This is a genomic window from Flavobacterium sp. AJR (assembly GCF_002156885.1).
Lineage (GTDB): Bacteria > Bacteroidota > Bacteroidia > Flavobacteriales > Flavobacteriaceae > Flavobacterium.
This window is the reverse complement of record NZ_NCWQ01000067.1, coordinates 27,181-47,377: the sequence shown is the minus strand read 5'-3', so window position 1 is coordinate 47,377 and position 20,197 is coordinate 27,181. Positions and strand designations below refer to the sequence as shown.

The 20,197-nt window shown below is 32.6% G+C and carries 15 protein-coding genes; 4 read left to right on the top strand and 11 right to left on the bottom strand.

The window, feature by feature from the left end; translation table 11 throughout:
* Positions 1 to 185: 185 nt before the first annotated feature.
* The 11 genes from B8T70_RS17135 to B8T70_RS17085 all read right to left on the bottom strand — a co-directional run bounded on the left by B8T70_RS17135 (position 186) and on the right by B8T70_RS17085 (position 11,469).
* Entirely contained in the window at positions 186 to 1,358 is a 1,173-nt protein-coding gene (locus tag B8T70_RS17135; RefSeq protein ID WP_086895601.1) for an efflux RND transporter periplasmic adaptor subunit, read from the bottom strand.
* A gap of 815 nt (positions 1,359 to 2,173) precedes the next feature.
* Positions 2,174 to 3,559 (bottom strand): HAMP domain-containing sensor histidine kinase, encoded by a 1,386-nt coding sequence (locus tag B8T70_RS17130; RefSeq protein ID WP_086895600.1) that lies wholly within the window; start codon positions 3,557 to 3,559, stop codon positions 2,174 to 2,176.
* Positions 3,556 to 4,236: a response regulator transcription factor gene (locus B8T70_RS17125; protein ID WP_039114045.1), complete on the bottom strand. Its 681-nt coding sequence runs from the start codon at positions 4,234 to 4,236 to the stop codon at positions 3,556 to 3,558. Before B8T70_RS17125 ends, B8T70_RS17130 begins: the two co-directional genes overlap by 4 nt.
* A 559-nt stretch (positions 4,237 to 4,795) precedes the next feature.
* The gene (locus tag B8T70_RS17120) at positions 4,796 to 6,766 is read right to left on the bottom strand and encodes a protein-disulfide reductase DsbD (protein ID WP_086895599.1); all 1,971 of its coding nucleotides are present in this window, start codon (positions 6,764 to 6,766) and stop codon (positions 4,796 to 4,798) included.
* 270 nt (positions 6,767 to 7,036) lie between these two features.
* The gene (locus B8T70_RS17115) at positions 7,037 to 7,519 is read right to left on the bottom strand and encodes a TlpA disulfide reductase family protein (protein WP_039119092.1); all 483 of its coding nucleotides are present in this window, start codon (positions 7,517 to 7,519) and stop codon (positions 7,037 to 7,039) included.
* 154 nt (positions 7,520 to 7,673) lie between these two features.
* On the bottom strand, positions 7,674 to 8,033 hold the full coding sequence (locus B8T70_RS17110; protein ID WP_039114048.1) for a hypothetical protein: 360 nt from the start codon (positions 8,031 to 8,033) through the stop codon (positions 7,674 to 7,676).
* A gap of 559 nt (positions 8,034 to 8,592) precedes the next feature.
* Entirely contained in the window at positions 8,593 to 9,399 is an 807-nt protein-coding gene (locus B8T70_RS17105; protein ID WP_039119090.1) for a hypothetical protein, read from the bottom strand.
* Between the two features lie 2 nt (positions 9,400 to 9,401).
* On the bottom strand, positions 9,402 to 9,929 hold the full coding sequence (locus B8T70_RS17100) for a heavy-metal-associated domain-containing protein (protein WP_242667509.1): 528 nt from the start codon (positions 9,927 to 9,929) through the stop codon (positions 9,402 to 9,404).
* Position 9,930: 1 nt separating this feature from the next.
* Entirely contained in the window at positions 9,931 to 10,419 is a 489-nt protein-coding gene (locus B8T70_RS17095) for a TlpA disulfide reductase family protein (RefSeq protein ID WP_242667508.1), read from the bottom strand.
* Positions 10,420 to 10,584: 165 nt separating this feature from the next.
* A complete protein-coding gene (locus B8T70_RS17090; protein ID WP_086895596.1) occupies positions 10,585 to 10,947 on the bottom strand; it encodes a heavy-metal-associated domain-containing protein in 363 nt (120 codons plus the stop codon).
* Positions 10,948 to 11,112: 165 nt separating this feature from the next.
* Positions 11,113 to 11,469: a DUF6769 family protein gene (locus B8T70_RS17085; protein WP_039114054.1), complete on the bottom strand. Its 357-nt coding sequence runs from the start codon at positions 11,467 to 11,469 to the stop codon at positions 11,113 to 11,115.
* A 268-nt stretch (positions 11,470 to 11,737) separates the two neighbouring features.
* Between B8T70_RS17085 and B8T70_RS17080 the strand changes: the two genes are divergently transcribed.
* The 4 genes from B8T70_RS17080 to B8T70_RS17065 all read left to right on the top strand — a co-directional run bounded on the left by B8T70_RS17080 (position 11,738) and on the right by B8T70_RS17065 (position 20,182).
* Positions 11,738 to 13,840, top strand: a complete 2,103-nt coding sequence (locus B8T70_RS17080) for a glycoside hydrolase family 97 protein (protein WP_086895595.1) — start codon at positions 11,738 to 11,740, stop codon at positions 13,838 to 13,840.
* A gap of 597 nt (positions 13,841 to 14,437) precedes the next feature.
* Complete coding sequence (locus B8T70_RS17075) at positions 14,438 to 15,403, top strand: type I phosphomannose isomerase catalytic subunit (RefSeq protein ID WP_086895613.1); 966 nt, start codon at positions 14,438 to 14,440, stop codon at positions 15,401 to 15,403.
* 368 nt (positions 15,404 to 15,771) lie between these two features.
* Positions 15,772 to 16,782, top strand: coding sequence for a LacI family DNA-binding transcriptional regulator (locus tag B8T70_RS17070; protein WP_039114058.1), 1,011 nt, complete (start codon positions 15,772 to 15,774; stop codon positions 16,780 to 16,782).
* A 310-nt stretch (positions 16,783 to 17,092) separates the two neighbouring features.
* Positions 17,093 to 20,182 (top strand): SusC/RagA family TonB-linked outer membrane protein, encoded by a 3,090-nt coding sequence (locus tag B8T70_RS17065; protein ID WP_240474734.1) that lies wholly within the window; start codon positions 17,093 to 17,095, stop codon positions 20,180 to 20,182.
* Positions 20,183 to 20,197 lie beyond the last annotated feature (15 nt).

The window sequence follows — 20,197 nt, the reverse complement described above, 5'->3', positions numbered from 1 at the left end:
TTGATAAGGTTCAAAGGCTCAAAGGCTCAAAGGCTCAAAGGTTCAGAGATACTAAGGTTTTAAGACTGGGTATTTTTTTTACCACTCCCGATAGCTATTGGGATAAAGGATTAAAAGGATTCAAAAGTTTTTTAACGCTATCTACAGAAAACCTTTGTCCCTTTGCAACTCAGAACCTCTTGACTTTATTTCGCTTCAAGCAGATAAAAAGCACCTTCGCTTATAATTGTTTCATTAGGATTTAATCCGGATAGGATTGCTATTTTTCCTTTGCTGGAAATTCCAGTTTCTACATAGCGTCTGGCGTATTTTCCTTTGGTAATCTGCACAAGGACAAAACTTTTGTCATTAAACTGTAAGACAGCTTTAGCAGGAACAAACAAAGTATTTTCGGGAGTATCAATAAATTTTACAGTTACATACATACCCGGTTTTAGGGCATGGTCATTATTGGCACATTCTATTAATACTTGTACGCTTCGGGTGGCTTCGTCAACCATTTCATCGACATGATATATTTTTCCTGTAATTTTTTTATCGGGATAGGAAGCAACCTGAATTTCGGCACCATCTAATTCGTGTATAAAACGAATGTCTTTTTCTTTAACCTGTCCTGCAACCCATACCTTTTTTAAATCGGCAACTTTTGCTTTAGGCGTATCATCAGCTTTTATATATTGTCCCATTACGACTTCGTTTGTAATGATTTCTCCAGCAATAGGAGAGGTGATTACAAGTGGTTGACCAAAGACTAGTTTATTTACATTTACTCCAAATATTTTTAGGCTTGCAATTGCATTTTGATATTCTTTTTCGTTGACTTCAAAATTGGTTTCGGCTTCTTCTAAATCCTTTTGAGAACCAACTCCATTACTTTTTAAATCTTGCTGACGTTTTAATGAAAGTTTAGCAACCTGATAAGCTGATTTTGCCTGAAAGAAGTTCTTTTGAGCATCGATAAAATCTGGCGAAACCATCTCAAAAAGGGGTGTTCCAGCCTGAGTTTTCATTCCTAGTTTTAAATATACTGTAGTAACTCTGCCAGAAAACGGAGGAGCAATTTCGGCATAAAAATTAGGAATAGCTTTTACAGTTCCAGCAGTTATTAGTTCTAATTGATAAGGCTCATTCTTGACCGTTTCAAGTTTTAATTTAGGAGCAATTGTCGATGTTGCAGGAACAATAATTGTGTCCCCTTTTAAAGAATAATTTTCATTTTCGGTTACAGTTTTTTTATCATTGCAAGCGGTGAAAAATGTGATTATCATGAAAGAAATTATAATATTCGGATATTCTAATTTTCTGTTTAAAGCTTTAAATATCTGTATTCTGCAGTTTGGGTTTCTTTTAGGAATCATAGTAGTTTTTATTAATATATTTTACGAATTGTATTAACAAGCAATAACAAGTCTGTATCTCTAATAAAGTTGAGACACAAGTCAGATTAAAGATAGAGTTAGGTGTTTTTAATACTAATTTTTAATCAGCATTAAATTTTTTAAGTGGAGTTTTAAAGAAGTTTTTTGACATGATTTTTTGATTTTAATTCGCTGCTGCGAAAAAGTCAATGACATATCTGCAGAAGCGAAATTTATAATTTTTGTTTACTAGGAGGAGGAATATCCATTTTGATATTATTGAATAAATTATTTTTCGTTTATAATGGTGCAAAAATAGAACAACCCCTGAAGAGGGGCCGTTAGAGATGTTTTAGAAAAAAATTAGAATTTTATTAGAAACCGCATCTTATAGTGGGACGCGGATGATACGGATTTACACATAGATGCTAAAAGATTAACGTCAAATAATGGAACACGGATGATGCGGATTTACAAAAGTAAAGACGCTGATAAAAACGGATTTTAAAAAAATAATCCAATCTAAATCTCGAAGCTTCAGGATGAAATTGAGAGAAAATCTGTTTTTTTTCGCGTTTTCGCCTTAGCGAATCTGTTTAATCCGCGTTCTTTTTCACGCACAGTTTCGTATCTTATAATGGAACGCAGATGAGATGGATTTACAAAAGTAAAGACGCAGATAAAAACGGATTTTAAAAAAATAATCCAATCTAAATCCCGAAGCTTCAGGATGAAATTGAGAGAAAATCTGTTTTTTTTCGCGTTTTCGCGATAGCGAATCTGCGTCATCCGCGTTCCTTTTATAGGCTCCAACTTTAAACTGTAGTGTTTTTTATACCATGATAAAGCTCAACAGTAAATATAGTACCTGATTTTTTATCGGAAGTAACGGAGATAGTTCCTTTATGAAGTAAGATGATTTTTTGGGTTAAAGACAATCCAATACCATTACCGTCGGCATAGATTTTATTTAATCCTCGGTAGAATGGCTTAAAAATATGTTTTAAATCCTCTTCCAGAATACCAATACCATTGTCGATAAATTGTAAAATAATCTTCTCTTTTTCGAGTGATACAATAACTTTACTTTGTTTGGTTTCAGAGAATTTACAACCATTTTCAAATAGGTTTATAAATGCTACATTTAGTAAGTATTCATTTCCATTAATCGAAATTTGATTGTCATCTTCAAAACCACTTTCAAAATGAATTGCAATATTATAAGAAGGATTTGATTTTTGGACTTGTTGTCTGGCATCAAGTAAAATCTCATCGATGCGAACTTGTTTGAATGCAATTTCTGAAGGGTCATAATTTGCTTTGGCAAAGTCCAGCAAACTATTAGATAGTTTAGCTAGCTTTTTGGCATCTTGCAAGGTGTTAAGAATAACAACTTTATATTCGTCATTATTACGTTCCTTATGAGTTGATAGTTCTAGTTCTGCAATAATAGCCGAAAGAGGTGTTCGGAGTTCATGAGAAATATTAGAAACAAATTGTTTTTGAGAATCAAATGAGTTTTCTAAACGATTCAGCATTTTGTTAAAGGTCGTTGCTAGTTCAGAAATTTCGTCTTTACTTTCGTTTGTGTATAATCGTAAATCCAGATTTGTAGCTGAAATTGTTTTGGCTTTATCTGTCATTTTAACAATAGGTTCGAACGCTTTTTTTGAAAAAAAACGACCAATCATATAAAGCAGTAAAATGGATATTATGAAAACAATAATACAGGTTTTAAGCAAATTATTTAGCTTGATATACCCAAATCCATCGTAAGCCGCAGCAGTAACAATATATTCTTTTTCCTGAAATTTATATTTAATTCCAATTACTTGCCAATCATTTAGATAAAATTGTATTTCGCTTTTTTTAGCGATTTCATCTATCATTGGTCTTGTTTCTTTTACAACATCAATGTCTACAGCATCATGATACAATAAATGAAATGAAGTTGTGTAAATGGCAACTTCTACTTCGTTTAATGTTTCTCTATTGTTTCTGTAAATGTTTTGTAGTGTTTTACTATTTACTTTAGCATTAAAGAATAAATTGGCTTTTGTAATTGCCTCTTTTTTTAATAATGCATAAAATTCTTTCTCTCTATTTTCTCTAGCAGAAATAAGTATAATAGAAGCAAACACTAATAAGATAGTGGCTGTTATAAATGTAAATAATATGGTTAATCGAGTTCTGATTTTCATTCTGCTTTTAAAATAAATCCCATGCCAGATCGGGTATGAATGAGTTTTTTATCAAAATCTTTATCAATTTTTTTTCTCAGATAGTTTATATATACATCAATAAAATTGGTGCCTGTATCAAAATGGGTATCCCATACTTTTTCAGCAATTTCTGTTCGGGATAAAACACGCTCAGAATTTTGCAGCATATATTCCAAGAGTTTAAATTCCTTTGGAGTAAGGTTTATTGCAGTCTCATTTCTTATTATGCTTTTGGTTTGCAGATTCATTTCAAGATCGGCATATTTTAAGATAAATCCAGTATTATTTATGTTGTTATTACTACGTTTTAATAAAGCTCTTATTCGTACTAAAAGCTCTCTCATTTCAAAAGGTTTAGTCAGATAATCATCTGCTCCGGCATCAAAACCTTCTACTTTATCGTCGGTTGTGCCTAAAGCTGTCAGCATTATTATAGGTAAATCGGGTTTTACTAATCGTATTTCTTTACATAAATCAAGTCCGTCGAGTTTTGGCAAAATAATATCTGTTATAATCAAATCATACTGATTACTAAGGGCTAACTTTTTTCCTGAGCGACCATCGTAAGCGATTGTAGGTATAAATCCATGTTCTTCAAGTCCTCTTAGGATTAGTTCTGCTACTCTTTGGTTGTCTTCTATTACTAAAATATTCATCGTTATAAAGTTACTATTTCCTTTTTTAGATTAGCCTTCAAATATAAAAAATAAGATATTTTTTGTCTATGATGATTCTAGTAATGAAATTATTACAAAAAAAGGCTATCCAAATTATTTTCGGATAACCTTCTCTTACGTCTATAATGGAACGCGGATAAAACAGATTTACAAAAGTAAAGACGCTGATAAAAACGGATTTTTTAGAATAATAGAAAGTAAATCCTTTTTTTGCCACAGATTATAAGAATTAAAAAGATTATCTCTTAGCTTTAATTTTTAAAAAATCCGTTCTAATCTGTGTTTTCGCGATAGCGAATCCGCGTCATCCGCGTTCCATCTTTAGCCACAGATTTTAAAACTTCGCGTACTTTGCGTAGCCCTTTGCGAACTCAGCGGTTAATTCTCTGCCACAGATTAAAAGATTTTAAATTTTTAAAAATCCGTTTTTATCCGTGTTTTCGCGATAGCGAATCCGCGTCATCCGCGTTCCATCTTTAGGCACAGATTTTGAAACTTCGCGTACTTTGCGAACTTTTCGGTTAATATTTCCTAGAAACTATTTTTTAAATCCTTGAATTCCAGATTTCAACCATTGTTCATATTCAGTAATGTCTGGCGTATATCCAGTAGGTTTATTTAAGCTTTGTTCATTAGTATCTAATATAATGTAATACGGCTGAGCATTTGCTTTATAACGAGTAATCTGAAAATCACTCCATTTATTACCTATTGATTTTATCTTTTTGCCTGTTTCTTTCGATACATATTGTTCCTCAATAGGCAATTCTCTTTTATCATCAACATATAGCGAAATCAAAACAACTTCATTATTTAATATTGATAAAATACGTGGATCAGACCAAACGTAATCTTCCATTTTTCGGCAATTTACACAAGCAAATCCTGTAAAATCTAAGAGAATTGGTTTGTTTACACTTTTGGCGTAAGCCAACCCTTTTTCATAATCGGTAAAAGCCATGATATCATGCGGGCCTTTATGTGCCCCGTCTGGTAATGCTATTGCCGATGGAGTTTGCTTGTTTGAGCCACCTACACCATAAGGAGATTCGCTATACGTCATAGGAGGGGGGAAGCCACTTATTAGTTTTAAAGGTGCGCCCCATAATCCCGGAATCATATAAATGGTAAATACCAATACAACTAATCCTATAGACAATCTTCCTACCGAAATAGAAGTTGTAGGAGAGTCATGTGGTAAAGTTATTTTTCCGAATAAGTAGAATGCCAACGTACCGAATATCGCTATCCAAATGGCTAAGAAAATCTCTCTTTCAAACCAATGTAATTGCAGAACCAAATCGGCATTTGATAAAAACTTAAACGCTAAAGCCAGTTCTAGAAAACCTAAAAATACTTTTACAGTATTTAGCCATCCACCAGATTTTGGTAATGTATTTAACCAACCTGGGAACATAGCAAACAACATAAATGGTAATGCTAAAGCAGATGAAAAACCTAGCATTCCTACAATTGGAGCGATACCGCCTTTAGATGCTGCTTCTACAAGTAAAGTTCCGATAATTGGTCCAGTACAAGAAAAAGAAACGATTGCAAGTGCCAATGCCATGAACACGATTCCTACTATTCCTCCTTTATCCGCTTGACGATCCACTTTATTAGCCCAGGAATTAGGTAACATGATTTCGAAAGCACCTAAAAAGGATAGAGCAAATACGACTAATAACACAAAGAAAATAACATTAAACCAAACGTTGGTTGATAATGCATTTAGAGCATCGGCACCAAATAGTAAAGTAATTACGCTTCCTAGAAATACATAAATTAAGATGATAGAAACGCCATATATAATTGCATTCTTGATTCCTTTGGCTTTGGTTTTACTTTGTTTTGTAAAGAAACTTACCGTCATTGGGATCATTGGGAATACGCATGGAGTAAGTAATGCTGCAAAACCAGATAAGAAAGCAATAAAGAAAATCATGTATAAACTAGAGTCAGATTTATCCGATTCTGGTTGCTTTTCTACCACAGTATTTGCATCAACCTTGGTTGTTTTTTCGTTTGTAATATCAGCAGCTTGTATTTCTTTTGCCTCGAGCGTTTTAAGATTAAACTCAAAATATTTCGTTTCGCTAATGCAGTTTTCTTTACAAGCCTGATAAGCTAGCTCTACTTGTATTGTTTCTTTCTTAGGATTAATTTGTTTGACTAATTGAGTAAAAATTACTTTATCTGAAAAGAAGATTTCATCTACGCCAAAGATTTCATTAAAGGCTCGTTTAGTTTCGCTTTCGGTTGCTTTTCCAACTAGTTCATAATTGTTTTTGTTATCATGAAAAAGGAATTCGGCAGGCAGCGGACCATCTTCGGGAGTGAATTGAGAATATACATGCCAGCCTGATTCGATAGCTCCTTTAAAAGAAAGAATGAATTCGGCATCGGTTTTTTTCTCAATTGAAGCTTCCCATTTCACAGGATTTATAATCTGTGCCTGAACTTTGGCAAAAGCAAAAACCAGGAGTAATAAATATAAGATTTTCTTCATTTTATAAGTTTAATAAGAACGAGTTGTTCTGGTGATAATTTGATTTTTATATACTGATATAATTAATCTGTTGGGTGCAATTTTTAACACATAGAAACATAGATCTTGTACACGCAAAAAAGGAGTTTCACTTGTTTTAAGTGCACATAGCTTGCCTAGCTATGTGAAAGAAATATATTTCTTTTCGTTCTCTTTTTTATACATAAAACCTATGTTTCTATGTGTTAAATATTTTTTTTTAAAAGAATTGCACCCAACGGATTGATATAATTATTGTTTTTTAATTTGAGCAATAATTTGTGCTTCTGTTGGATTGATGGCAATTAATTTCCCGGAAGTATTAAAAAGATAGGTACTAGGTATTCCTTTTACTCCAAAGATTGCTACCGATTTTGCATCAAATCCTTTTGGATCTATTAATTGTGGGTGTTTTAGTTTGTCTTTCTCAATGGCTTGTAACCATTTTGCTTTCTCAATATCTACTGATATTCCAACAATTTCAAAATTTTGCCCTTTGTATTTGTCATATAGCTTCACCAAATCTTTGTTGGCTATTCGGCAATACGGACACCAAGATGCCCAAAATTCTACTAAAACTATTTTTCCTGTATAAGAATTTAGTTTGATTACTTTATTCTTATTATTCTGTAATTGGATATTTGGATATGCATCACCTTTCTTGATTTGTGCATTAACAGAAGTGACAGATAGTAATAAGGTTATTGCTATCAATATATTTTTTATTGAATTCATTGTTTTTGTAATTTTGAAAGAGTTAATTCCAAAGCACAGCAGAAAACATAACAAATACTGCTATATTCCCTGAATAGGATTGGATTTTTTTTAATGATTTACAGCTTTAATATGGTTTTGGATAAAACGCATTTATGGCTGTCGCAAAAGGAATCTAGCTTATTTTTGGCGGAAGCCAGATAGAACGGAAATCTGAAGAAATAAAGATTTCTGAATAATAATAGTTTTGCTTTCTTTCAGAAAAATTAAAAAATGAATGATTGTCTATTTGAAAAGAAATCATTGGTGAAAAATAACTACAGTAAACTACAGGACAATCTGCGGCACTTTCTATGCAACCATTAGCACATCTGTGTTCTTTTGTTTTAAAGTCTGTTTCTTTACAAGCGGCTTTTAAGAATGTTTTGTTTTTAAAACATATCTTTTCTGTTTTAATTCCACGTGCAAAATTAAGCGTAGGTCCCATAAAGAAACCTAACGTTATAATTAATAGTATGTAGAATTTTTTTGCCATAAGAAATGCGAAAATAAAATTTAATTATCAGACTAGGTGTTAATTTCTATATAATTAAACCTAACAGATTTTTAAAACCTGTTAGGTTTGGAATGTGACCTAATTTATTGTGTAAAACGACCTTCTACACAATCAAAAGTATGTCTCGATCTTTATTTTTTTCTAACCGAAGAGTAAAAACTTTTTTGTTTCACGCAGATTTTGCAGATTAGAGCAGATTCAATTTTTGTTTATAAATAAATCTGTTTGTATCAGCTTAAATCTTTTTGAAATCTGTGTGAAATTATTTCTAACCAAAGATTAAAAATAACTTTTGTTTCACGCAGATTTTGCAGATTAGAGCAGATTCAATTTTTGTTTATAAATAGATCTGCTCGTATCAGCTTAAATCTTTTTGAAATCTGTGTGAAATTATTTCTAGCCAAAGATTAAAAATAACTTTTGTTTCACGCTGATTTTGCAGATTAGAGCAGATTCAATTTTTGTTATAAATGAATCTGTTTGTATCAGCATGAATCTTTTAAAAACTGCGTGAAATAAAATTCACCATAGATTAAAATTATTTAGTCACGTTAAAAAAAGTATATTCCAATTTTAAGAAAACACCATCAGATGCGGCACGTTGCATCGAGCTATACAATTCTTTTTTGTAAGCAAGGTCAATTCTCGCTTGGCTGTTGATGATAAACTGAATAGAAGGAACTACATCCATATATGATTTTCCGTTTTCGGTAATCGTTTGTCCCGTAAATTCCAACATTGCATTAATATTGGTTTGCTTATAACTCGTATATTTTTTTGGATACATTAATTTACCAACTGAAAACGTATAGTTTACTGCATTTTTACCCAAAGCATCTGGAAAGCTATAATCTGGGTTGTTAAGCGCACGCACATAACTTACAGATGAACTCAAGGCAACTTTATGAATTAACTGAGTTGCTACTAAACCAGCTTCGTAACCAGAATTTCCGTTGGCCAGGTCTATAGCTTCCTGATTAAAAAATGAGTTATTATAACTGTATCTTCCAAAGGCAGCCATCCTAAAATGACTCTGTAAATCATCTACAGAAAAGAATCTGTATTTGGCATAAAAACCACCACCTTTAAGACCCAATCCGTTTTCTTGGTTACTTAAAAACGCTGAGGTACGAACCATCAGATTTTTATTAATTCCCCAAGTAACTTCAGGTGTTAAATTGTACATAGAACCACTTTCGTGTTTGTTATCCATAAGTGATTGCCCAACACGAACCCCAATAGAACCCGCCGGAGCATTACTAGCGGGTTCGGTTACTACAAATAATTCTTGGGCATCTATATTATATGAAATAAAAAATAGGAAGACTAATGATAGATATTTCATTTTTATAATGCTTTTAAGTAATATTCATCCTCATTTTCTGTAGCATAACCAGGATACTTAGAATATGATTTAACTAGTTTTTTGTACTCTTTTTGGGTTACAAAACCTTTATCCAGAACTCTGTATTTTGCTTCAGCATGAGCTACTGGGTTTTTAATATCGATGAAAGTATAAGTAGCATCATCAACTTTTAAGGTTGTATTATCTTCGATTTTATCAGTATGAAATTTAGCTGTTAACACCAATGAACCTACGAAGAAACCAGCTTTTTCAACTGCTTTTTTCAATACTTTAGGTTGTAATGAATTATCTTTTTTAAAGTAAACTGTAAACGTATTTGTGTTTAAGTCTGTAGCGATACTATCTACTTCTGTAAAAGATTTTAATTGTTTGTTTATGGCATTAGAACACATAGAACAAGTTAATCCTGTTGCTATTATTTCGGCTTTAGTGATTTGAGAATAAGAATTTACACTTGTTATTACTGTTAAAAGTGCCGCGACTATGAATTTTATATGTAAGGCTTTCATTTTATTTTTTGTTTTTTTTGATTTGAGCAATTATTTGCGCTTCAGTTGGGTTTATTGCAATCAGTTTTCCTGATGCATCAAAAAGATAGGTCGATGGCAAAGCATCAACTCCAAAAGTTACAGCCGTTTTAGCATCAAAACCTTTAGGATCGATTAATTGCTGGTGCTTCATTTTATCTTTTTCAATCGCTTTTAACCATTTTGCTTTGTCGATGTCTATTGATATTCCAACAATCTCAAAGTTCTGACCTTTGTATTGGTCATATAGTTTTACCAATTTTTTATTAGCCATTCGACAAGGAGCACACCAAGAAGCCCAAAAGTCTACTAAAACTGTTTTTCCTTTAAAAGAATTTAGTTTAACGGTAGCATTCTTATTGTTTTGAAGCTGAACATCTGGAAAAGAATCTCCTATTTTTATTTGTGCACTTGCTACAGAAACAGTCGCTACAAGGACGAATAATGTGATTATATTTTTTATTTTGAACATGATATTTTTTTTAATGTTTGTGTGTAGGCTAACCATGTAAGTAATATAAGTTCATTTAAGAGAAGCATCTAAAACTTATATTTTCTTAAATGACTTATATGGTTCAAGCTGCGCTCCATTTAGCATTACAGGTAAATAATGTTATTTAAATGTTTTTGATTATGATTACTCTGCTTTTTTAGGGCTTGCGTCTCTATCATATTGACAACATCCGTGTAGTTCATCATAAACTGTATTGGGTGCAGTAAATTTTTCATTATCATATCCTGCATCAGCAACACGTTTTAGTATAGCATCAAGATTAGTTTTCTTGTTATCGTAAGTAATAGTTGCCGTTTTAGTATTTTCATTCCAGTTTACTTTGGCTTCTTTATTTATGTTTGCTGCAGTTTCGATGGTTTTCTTGCACATACTGCAGTTACCATTGATTTTTACAGTTTCGGTAGATTTGTTTTTTATTTGCGCGCTGGCGTAAGTAACTGATAGTAATAGAGTCATTACCATCAATAATTTTTTTATTGAGTTCATTGTATGTAATTTTTTTTGGATGGATTAATCCTAAAACATAACAGAAACTATAGCAAATACAGCTATTTCTGCGAATAGAATTGGGATTAAAAAATGTTTTTTTTTGATTTAAAGCCTTAAAATGACTTTGAATGAGACAGACTTATGGCTGTCGGGAAAATAAATCTAGCTTATTTTAGGTGGAAGCCAGATAGAACGGAAATCTGAAGAAATAAAGATTTCAGAATAATAGTAATTTTGCTTTCTTTCAGAAAAACTAAAAAGTGAATTGTTTTCTGTTTGAAAAAGTGCCATTGGCGAAAATCCACAGTTTGCAGTTGTAGAACCACAAGAATTCCCTGAACAACTGTTATCGCAATTATGCTCTTTTTTATTAGAATGCTTTTTCTTGCAACAGTCTTTTGTTGTAGATTCTTTTTTGCAACATGACATTTCATTTTTTGTTCCATGCGCATAAGTAAGCGTTGGTCCCATAAGGAAACCAAGCGTAACGAGTAGCAATATGTAGAACTTTTTTGTCATAGTTGAGGGCAAAGATACTTTTTCTTGGCTGTCGTAGTTGTTAATTTTTTTATAAACCTTTTAGGTTGATTGATTTTTAGTACTTTTTAATGCTTCGTTTTAGGTTTGTAATTATTTGCAATTTTTTGAATACTAACTAGATATATTCTCATATTCAAGCGAGATTAATTATTTTATAATCATAATTTTTGTATTAAGTATGCAAGTATGACATTTTTTATTATGTTTGCTAAATCGATTTAGCAATTCATATAACTTTCTTAAAATTATGAAAAATATACTTTTTATCTGCTTTTTTACTTTTGTTTCAACTGCATTTATGAATGCTCAGGAACTTAAATCGCCCGATGGAAATTTGACTTTAGAGTTTCATTTAAATCCTGAAGGAACGCCAATTTACTCTTTGAGTTATAAGAAAAAAGAAGTGATTAAGGAAAGTAAATTAGGCTTTATCATAAAATCTGATATTATGCTGAATAAAGGTTTCAAGATTGCTGATACCAAATTTCAATCAGAAAATAGTACTTGGAAACCAGTTTTAGGGGAACAAAAAGAAATACAAAATCACTATAATGAATTAAAAGCGGAGCTTGTTCAAGAAAAAAGTAAACGAAAAATATCAATTTATTTCCGTTTGTTTAATGATGGTTTAGGGTTTAGATACGAATTTCCTGTGCAAGATAATTTCCGTCATTTTATTATTCAGGAAGAAACAACCGAGTTTAACTTGACAGGAGATCATAAAGTTTTTTGGATTCCGGGAGATTATGATACCAACGAATATAGTTATACAACTTCTAAAATATCCGAGATGCAATCTTTGGTATATAATGCAACTCATGTTTCTTTGGCAGCACAAACGACTATTAAAAATCTGGCTACACAAACCCCTTTAATGATAAAGAGCGATGCTGGACTTTATGTTAATATTCATGAAGCAGCTTTAAAAAATTATCCTGCAATGTGTCTTAATGTCGATGATAAAACCTATTCGCTGAGTTCGCATCTTGTTCCTGATGCTTTAGGTAATAAGGGATATATACAAACAGGAAGTTTTACGCCTTGGCGTACAATTGTTGTAAGTGATGATGCTAGAAATATTTTGGCTTCAAAGATGATATTGAACCTTAACGAACCATGTAATTTTGAAGATACTTCTTGGATTAAACCAGTGAAATATATTGGTGTTTGGTGGGAATATTTTACAGGCGGCGGGTCTACTTGGGCGTATTCAGATAATCAAGATGTTGTTATTGGTTCTACCGATTTCTCTAAATTAAAACCCAATAAAACACATGGCGCAAATACGAAACATGTAAAAGAATATATAGATTTTGCTGCTGCAAACGGTTTTGATGCTGTTCTAGTCGAAGGTTGGAATGAAGGATGGGAAGATAATACGGCTTTTAAGAAAGAACGCATATATAGTTTTACCAAAGCATATCCTGATTTTGATGTAAAAGATTTAAGCGATTATGCAAGTAAAAAAAACGTGAAGATTGTTATGCATCATGAAACTACATCTTCGACTGGGGAATATGAGCGACAATTAAATGACGCATTAAATTTTATGGTCGATAATAATTATAATGCGGTTAAAACAGGATATGTTGGACCAATTATTCCAAGAGGAGAACATCACGACGGACAACAAATGGTGAATCATTATACGTATGTTGCTAAAGAGGCTGCGAAGCACAAGATTATGGTAGATTCTCATGAGGCAGTTCGACCTACAGGTTTGCACCGAACTTATCCTAACTGGTTTGCTCAGGAATCGGCACGAGGAACAGAGTTTGAAGCTATGGAAGGAATTCATCCAGATCATACTACAATCTTACCTTTTACCCGATTAATGGGAGGTCCAATGGATTATACACCAGGAATTTTTCAGGGAGATTTATCGGTTTATGGATCCAAAAAGAATAAGTTAAGCACAACATTAGTAAAACAATTGGCATTGTATGTTACCATGTACAGTCCGTTGCAAATGGCTGCCGATTTACCAGAAAATTATATGCGTTTTCCAGATGCATTTCAGTTTATAAAAGATGTTGCCCTAGATTGGGACGAAACATATATCCTCGAAGCTGAACCTGGAGATTATATTACGATTGCCCGAAAAACCAAAGGGAAACAAGAATGGTTTGTAGGTGGAATCACCGATGAAAACTCACGTACGGCTATGATTGATTTTAGTTTCTTACCAAAAGGAAAATCATTTACTGCAACGATTTACGAAGACGGAAAAACGGCAGATTATAAAACCAATCCGCAATCGTACAACATCCGAAAAGTAACTGTAAATAGTAAAACTAAATTAAAACAAAAATTAGCAGCAAGTGGTGGGGTGGCAATTTCCATAAAATAGATTTTGTTTGAGAATGGTACGCGGATGACGCGGATTTCCTAAAGGAAAGACGCTGATAAAAACGGATTTTTTATTTTAAGCATTGATTAAAAAATCTGCTTAATCTGCTTAATCTGCGAGAGAAAAAGTTTAGCCACAGATTAAAATGATTAAAAAGATTTTTGTTTCACGCAGATTTACTTCGTCTGTTCGCTATTGCTCGGGTGGCAGATTGAGCAAATTTAAGTTAGATGAAAAATAATTAGTGACAATTCGTGAAATTAGTGGCAAAAAATATAAAACAAAGTATTGTTTTAAAATCCGTTTTATCCGTGTTTTCGCGATAGTGAATCTGTATCATCCGCCTACCTTTTTAGGCAATTCGATAAAAATAATTTGAGAAAATTTGTGCAATTTGTGATAAAAAGACAAAACAGATATTGTTTTAAAAATCGTTTTTATCCGTGTCTTCGCGATAGCGAATCCGTATCATCCGCGTACCTTTTTAGACAATCCATGCCCAGGTTGTGGCGAAAATTAAGTTTCACGCAGATTTTTTAAATCATTTTAATCCTTTAATCTGTGGCAAAAAAAACAAAACAATTAAAAAAATATAATATGAGCATAAAAATTTACCCTTTACAATTTGAACCAATCTTAAAAGAGAGAATTTGGGGTGGCGAAAAATTAAAAACAATTCTTAACAAACCTATCATTTCTAAAATTACGGGAGAGAGTTGGGAATTATCTACAGTAGAAGGAGATATAAGTGTTGTTGCCAATGGCGAATTAAAAGGAAAATCATTAACTGAGTTAATCGATGCATTTCCTAATGAGATTTTAGGAGCAAGAGTTTACGAGCGATTTGGGAATCAATTTCCGTTACTTTTTAAATATCTGGATGCAAGAGAAGATTTATCGATACAAGTGCATCCAAATGATAAATTGGCAAAAGAACGCCATAATTCATTTGGTAAAACCGAAATGTGGTATGTTATGCAAGCTGATACCGATGCAAGGATTATTGTAGGTTTTAAAGAAGATTCAAGTAAAGAAGAATATCTAGAAAATCTAAATAATAAAACGTTGGTTTCTATTCTTGATGATGTAAAAGCCAAAGCGGGTGATGTGTTTTTTCTGGAAACAGGAACTGTTCACGCTATTGGAGCAGGATTGGTTGTTGCCGAGATTCAGCAAACATCAGACATTACGTATCGTTTATATGATTTTGATAGAGTAGATGCACAGGGAAATAAAAGAGAATTACATGTTGATTTAGCCTTAGACGCCATTAATTATAATAAAGTTGATACGTACAAGAAATATGAAAAGACTGTAAATAAATCTAATGTAGTTGTAGATTGTCCTTATTTTACAACAAATTATATTCCGCTAAACGGAGTAGTGAAAGTAAATAAAAAAGGAGATACTTTTACAGTCTATATGTGTATTGAAGGTACTTTTGAAATTAGATATGAAAATGTAACGTATCAATATAAAAAAGGAGATACGGTTTTAATTCCTGCAGCAATGGATGCTTATGTGCTAAATGGAGAAGCATCAATTTTGGAAGTTACTATTTAGAGGAACTAAGGTTCTGAGATGCTAAGGTTCAGAGGTTCAAAGAGACAAAGGTTCTGAGTGGCAAAGGTACTGAGATTCTAAGGCACAAAGAGGCAAAGGTTTTGAGACTGAACACTGCTACTGAACACTGCTACTGAACACTGCTACTGAATACTGCTACTGAATACTGCTACTGAGACTAAATACTGACCACTAAGTAAATATGCTAATTAATCGGTAAACACTTATGATTACTGATGATAATCCTTATAAGTGTCTATAAAATAATGTTTTATTCAAAAAAATAATTACAAAATCGTTTTAGTAACTATTTTTATATATATTTGTGATATAATTAATAACAGCTTAATAAAAAATTAACTCGCTAGATGAAAAAGATTACTATTAAGGATATTGCCACTGAGGCGCAAGTGTCTATATCTACTGTATCTTTTGTCATTAATGATAAAGGCGAAAAAATGGGCATTAGTCCTGCGGTAATTAAAAAAGTGCAAGAAGTTGCCGAAAAGCTTAATTATCGACCTAGCATGATTGCGACAAGTCTTAGAACAGGAAAGACTAGATCTATCGGACTTATTGTTGAAGATATTTCGAATCAGTTCTTTGCAGATCTTGCCAGAGTTATAGAGGATGAAGCTAAGAGTATTGATTATAGAGTTTTTTATTGTAGTACAGGTGGTGATGATGAACGTTCTGAAGAATTGATACATAGTCTTTTGCAAGCTAATGTGGATGGTTTTATAATTACACCAACAGAAAAGTTGGAAAAAAGCATAGACCTACTTTTAAAATTGCAAAAACCAGTTGTATTAATAGATAGATATTTTCCTAACCAGAAAGTAAGTCATGTAGTTATGGATAATTACGAAGGCTCGCATTCTGCAACTAAATTTCTATTAAATAAAGGAAGAAAAAATATTGCTGTTGTTAATACTAATTCTGGAATGATCCAGATGAAGCTCAGAGAAGAAGGGTATAGAGATGCTTTAAAAGAAGAAGGTATTTATAATGATTCCCTTGTTCTCCATATGGATTACAATAGTAGTGAGGAAAGTAAAATTGCCGATATATTCAGTTTTTTTACAAAGAACCCAAAGATCGATGCTGTATTATTTTTGGCAAATTATATGGGATTAGCAGGGCTTCAGGCTTTTAGAGGAATGAAGTTTAGGATTCCAGAAGATGTTTCGGTTATAAGTTTTGATGATCACGATAGTTTTCGATTACATACACCAACGATATCTGTTATTGCACAACCGATTAAAGAAATCGCCGAAAATGCAATAAAATTATTGATGGATCAAATGACAGGGATTAAACCTTTTGTTATTGAAGGAATACGTAAAAAAGGAAATTTAATAATAAGAGAATCGGTATAATATAATAAAATGCCATTTTCTAAAAAAAAAGAATGAAGGGAACTTTGGTTTTTTTTTATTCTTTTTACTAAATCGTTTTAGTAAGTTTTAATTTATCAAAAAAGAAGAATTATTAAATTTTTTTGATCAGTTTACTATATCGATTTAGCAAAATGGCAGAAGTATCAAGTTGATGCTAATCAATGACATTCATAGTTTAGAGATTACGAATGGCATATTAAAATTGAGTTCATATTTTTTATTAATATTTTAAAAACAAACAAGTCAAACACAAAAACAAATCAAAACAAATAAACCAAAACGAATGCGTATGAAACAAATTTTAGCAGTGTTAGGAATGGTATTGTTGACAAGCTTAGGGGCTGTGGCACAAAACCGATCAATAACAGGCATAGTAGCAGATGCAGATAACAAGGGAATTGTTTCTGCAACAATAAAGGTAAAAGGAAAATCCATTAGTGCTATAACGGATACCGATGGACGTTTTTCAATGACAGTTCCGGAAGGAAGAATTAGTATAACAGTATCATCTATTGGTTATGTTACACGATATATAGAAGTAGGAGAGAAAGAAAATACTATTAATATATTATTACTATCTAGCGTAGAAGAATTAAAAGATGTTGTGATTACTTCATTTGGAGTAAAAAAACAAAAGAAAAGTTTAGGATATGCAGTTGGAGAACTCAAAGGAGATGATTTGACAAAAACCAAAGAAATCAACTTAGGAAATGCACTTCAGGGGAAAATAGCAGGGGTGAATGTTTCTGCACCAGCTTCCGGACCATCAGGTTCAAGTCGTGTAGTAATTCGTGGAGCAACTTCGGCTTCAGGACTTAACCAACCTTTGTATGTAGTAGATGGTATTCCTATTGATAATAGTCAGCAAGGAAATGCAAATATGTGGGGTGGAGCAGACAAAGGTGATGGTATGTCATCATTTAACCCAGATGATATTGCATCTATGTCAGTGTTAAAAGGTAGTGCGGCATCTGCACTTTATGGATATAGAGGTTCAAATGGAGTAATCTTAATTACAACTAAAAAAGGAAAAGCAGGAAAAGGAATTGGAGTAGATTTTAGCACAAACGCTACATTTAATACACCAGTAAGTTTATTAAAATGGCAAGACCAATACGGAGCGGGGGCACCAGTAAATGGAGTTGCTACAAGATTTAATAACTTGCAAGAACTTAGAGATTCTTACTATTTTGCTTGGGGAGATAAATATGACGGAACACCTTCACTTTCTCTTGATGGGCAAACTAGACCATACCAAGCTTACGGAAAAGATAATGTGAAAAACTTTTACAGAACAGGATTTTCTTTCAGTAATACTTTAGCAGTATCTGGAGGTAACGAGAATACAAATTTTAGATTGTCATTTGGAAATACAAAAGATGAGTCAATCTTACCAGGAACAGATTTTGGAAGAAGTAACGTTGCTTTGAGTTTAAACTCTACAGTAAATGAAAAAGTAAGTATTGAAACTAATGCACAATATATTTCTGAGAAAAGTCATAACAGACCTTATTTGAATGATTCACCAAGAAATGCATCTTTTCCTACTACATTTTTAACTCCAGGATCAGATATTAGATGGTTAAGTAACGGATATGATGAAAATGGAGGAGAAGCAGATTATTTTGGAGCAAATACGTACCAAACTAACCCATATTTTGCAACCCAAGAAACATTAAACGATGACCTTAGAAAACGTTTTATTGGTTCTGCGAAAGTAAACTATAACATCACAAACAAAATTTACGCTAAAGCAGTAATTGGAATTGATGATATTAATTACGAATATACTGAAATAGAACCTACAGGAATTAATTATAACCCAGGAGGATCTTATGAAAACAGGATTGAAAACCGTTCAGAAGTTAATGCATCTGGTTATTTAGGATACAAAGGCGATATCGGTAAAGACTTTTCATTAGATGCTTTTATTGGAGCAAACCGTCAGCATAACAGATTTAGTGGTATTAAAATGAAAGGGAACAACTTTATCGTTCCGTTTAAATACTTTTATGGAAATACTATGCCAGACAAAACGGAGAAATTATATGGTGAAACCGAAGTAAACTCTCTTTTTTATTCTGCCGATATAGGATATAAAAATTTCTTATATCTAAATGTTACAGGACGTGAAGATTGGTTCTCTACTTTAGACCCTGCTAATAACAGTACATTTTACCCATCTGTAAGTACAAGTTTTGTTTACTCAGAAGTTATCGATTTTCCAGAGTGGATGTCATACGGTAAGTTTAGAGCAGGTTGGGGTAACGTAGGAGGTGGATTGCAAGAAGCTTATGCCTTATCTTTGAATTATACTGCGCCAGACGGACAAACAGACGCACTAGGACAACCAATTTTGGGTATTAAAGGAGAAACAGTTCCTAATAAATTCCTAAAACCTTATAATGTAAGTACAATTGAGTTTGGTTTCGAAAACACATTCTTCAATAATAGACTTAGTACAGATTTAACTTTCTACTACAAGAAAACAACAAATGATATTACCGATGCAGATATTTCTCAAAGTTCGGGTTACAGAACAACCAAGATTAATGTGGGAGAGATTTTAAATAAAGGGGTTGAGTTTGCAGTAAATCTAAAAGCGATAAAAACAGAAAATTTTAGTTGGAATGTAGGTTATAATTTTGCTTACAATAATAGTGAAGTATTGAGCTTGTCAGACAAAATTAATACCAAAACATTAGAAGGAAATAGAGATTCCAGAGCTTCGGTAGTTTTAGAAAAAGGACAGCCTTTTGGAGTAATTAAAGCATATGATTATTTAAGAACCGAAAAAGGAAACATTGCATTAGATTCTAATGGTAAATTCATGAGAGGAGATTTAATCATTGCAGGACAAGGAGTAGCTCCAACGTCTATGGGATTATCTAATGATTTTACTTATAAAAACCTAACACTTTCGGTTTTTGTAGACGCTAAATTTGGAGGAGAAATCTATTCGGCCACAAACCAGTTAGGAACACGTTATGGATTGACGGATAAGACTGTTGAAGGACGTGAAACTGGATTTGACGTAGAGGGAGTTGGACCTATTGGAAATAGCGTAAGCGCACACGTTTCGGCATACGATTACTGGAGAAGTTATAGCGATATAACATCAAATTTTGTTTATGATGCCGATTTTGTTAAGCTAAGAGCAGTTTCTTTTAGCTACAATTTCCCAAAAGCATATCTAGCGCATTCACCATTTCAATCTATTAGTTTAGCATTTTCTGCTCATAATTTATGGACAATTTATAGTGCAACGCCAAACATTGACCCAGAGTCAAATTATTCTAATAGCAATGCACAAGGACTTGAAAGAGCTTCTATGCCTCTAACTAGAAATTATGGTGTAACTCTTAATGTCAAATTCTAATAATAAAAATAGAAA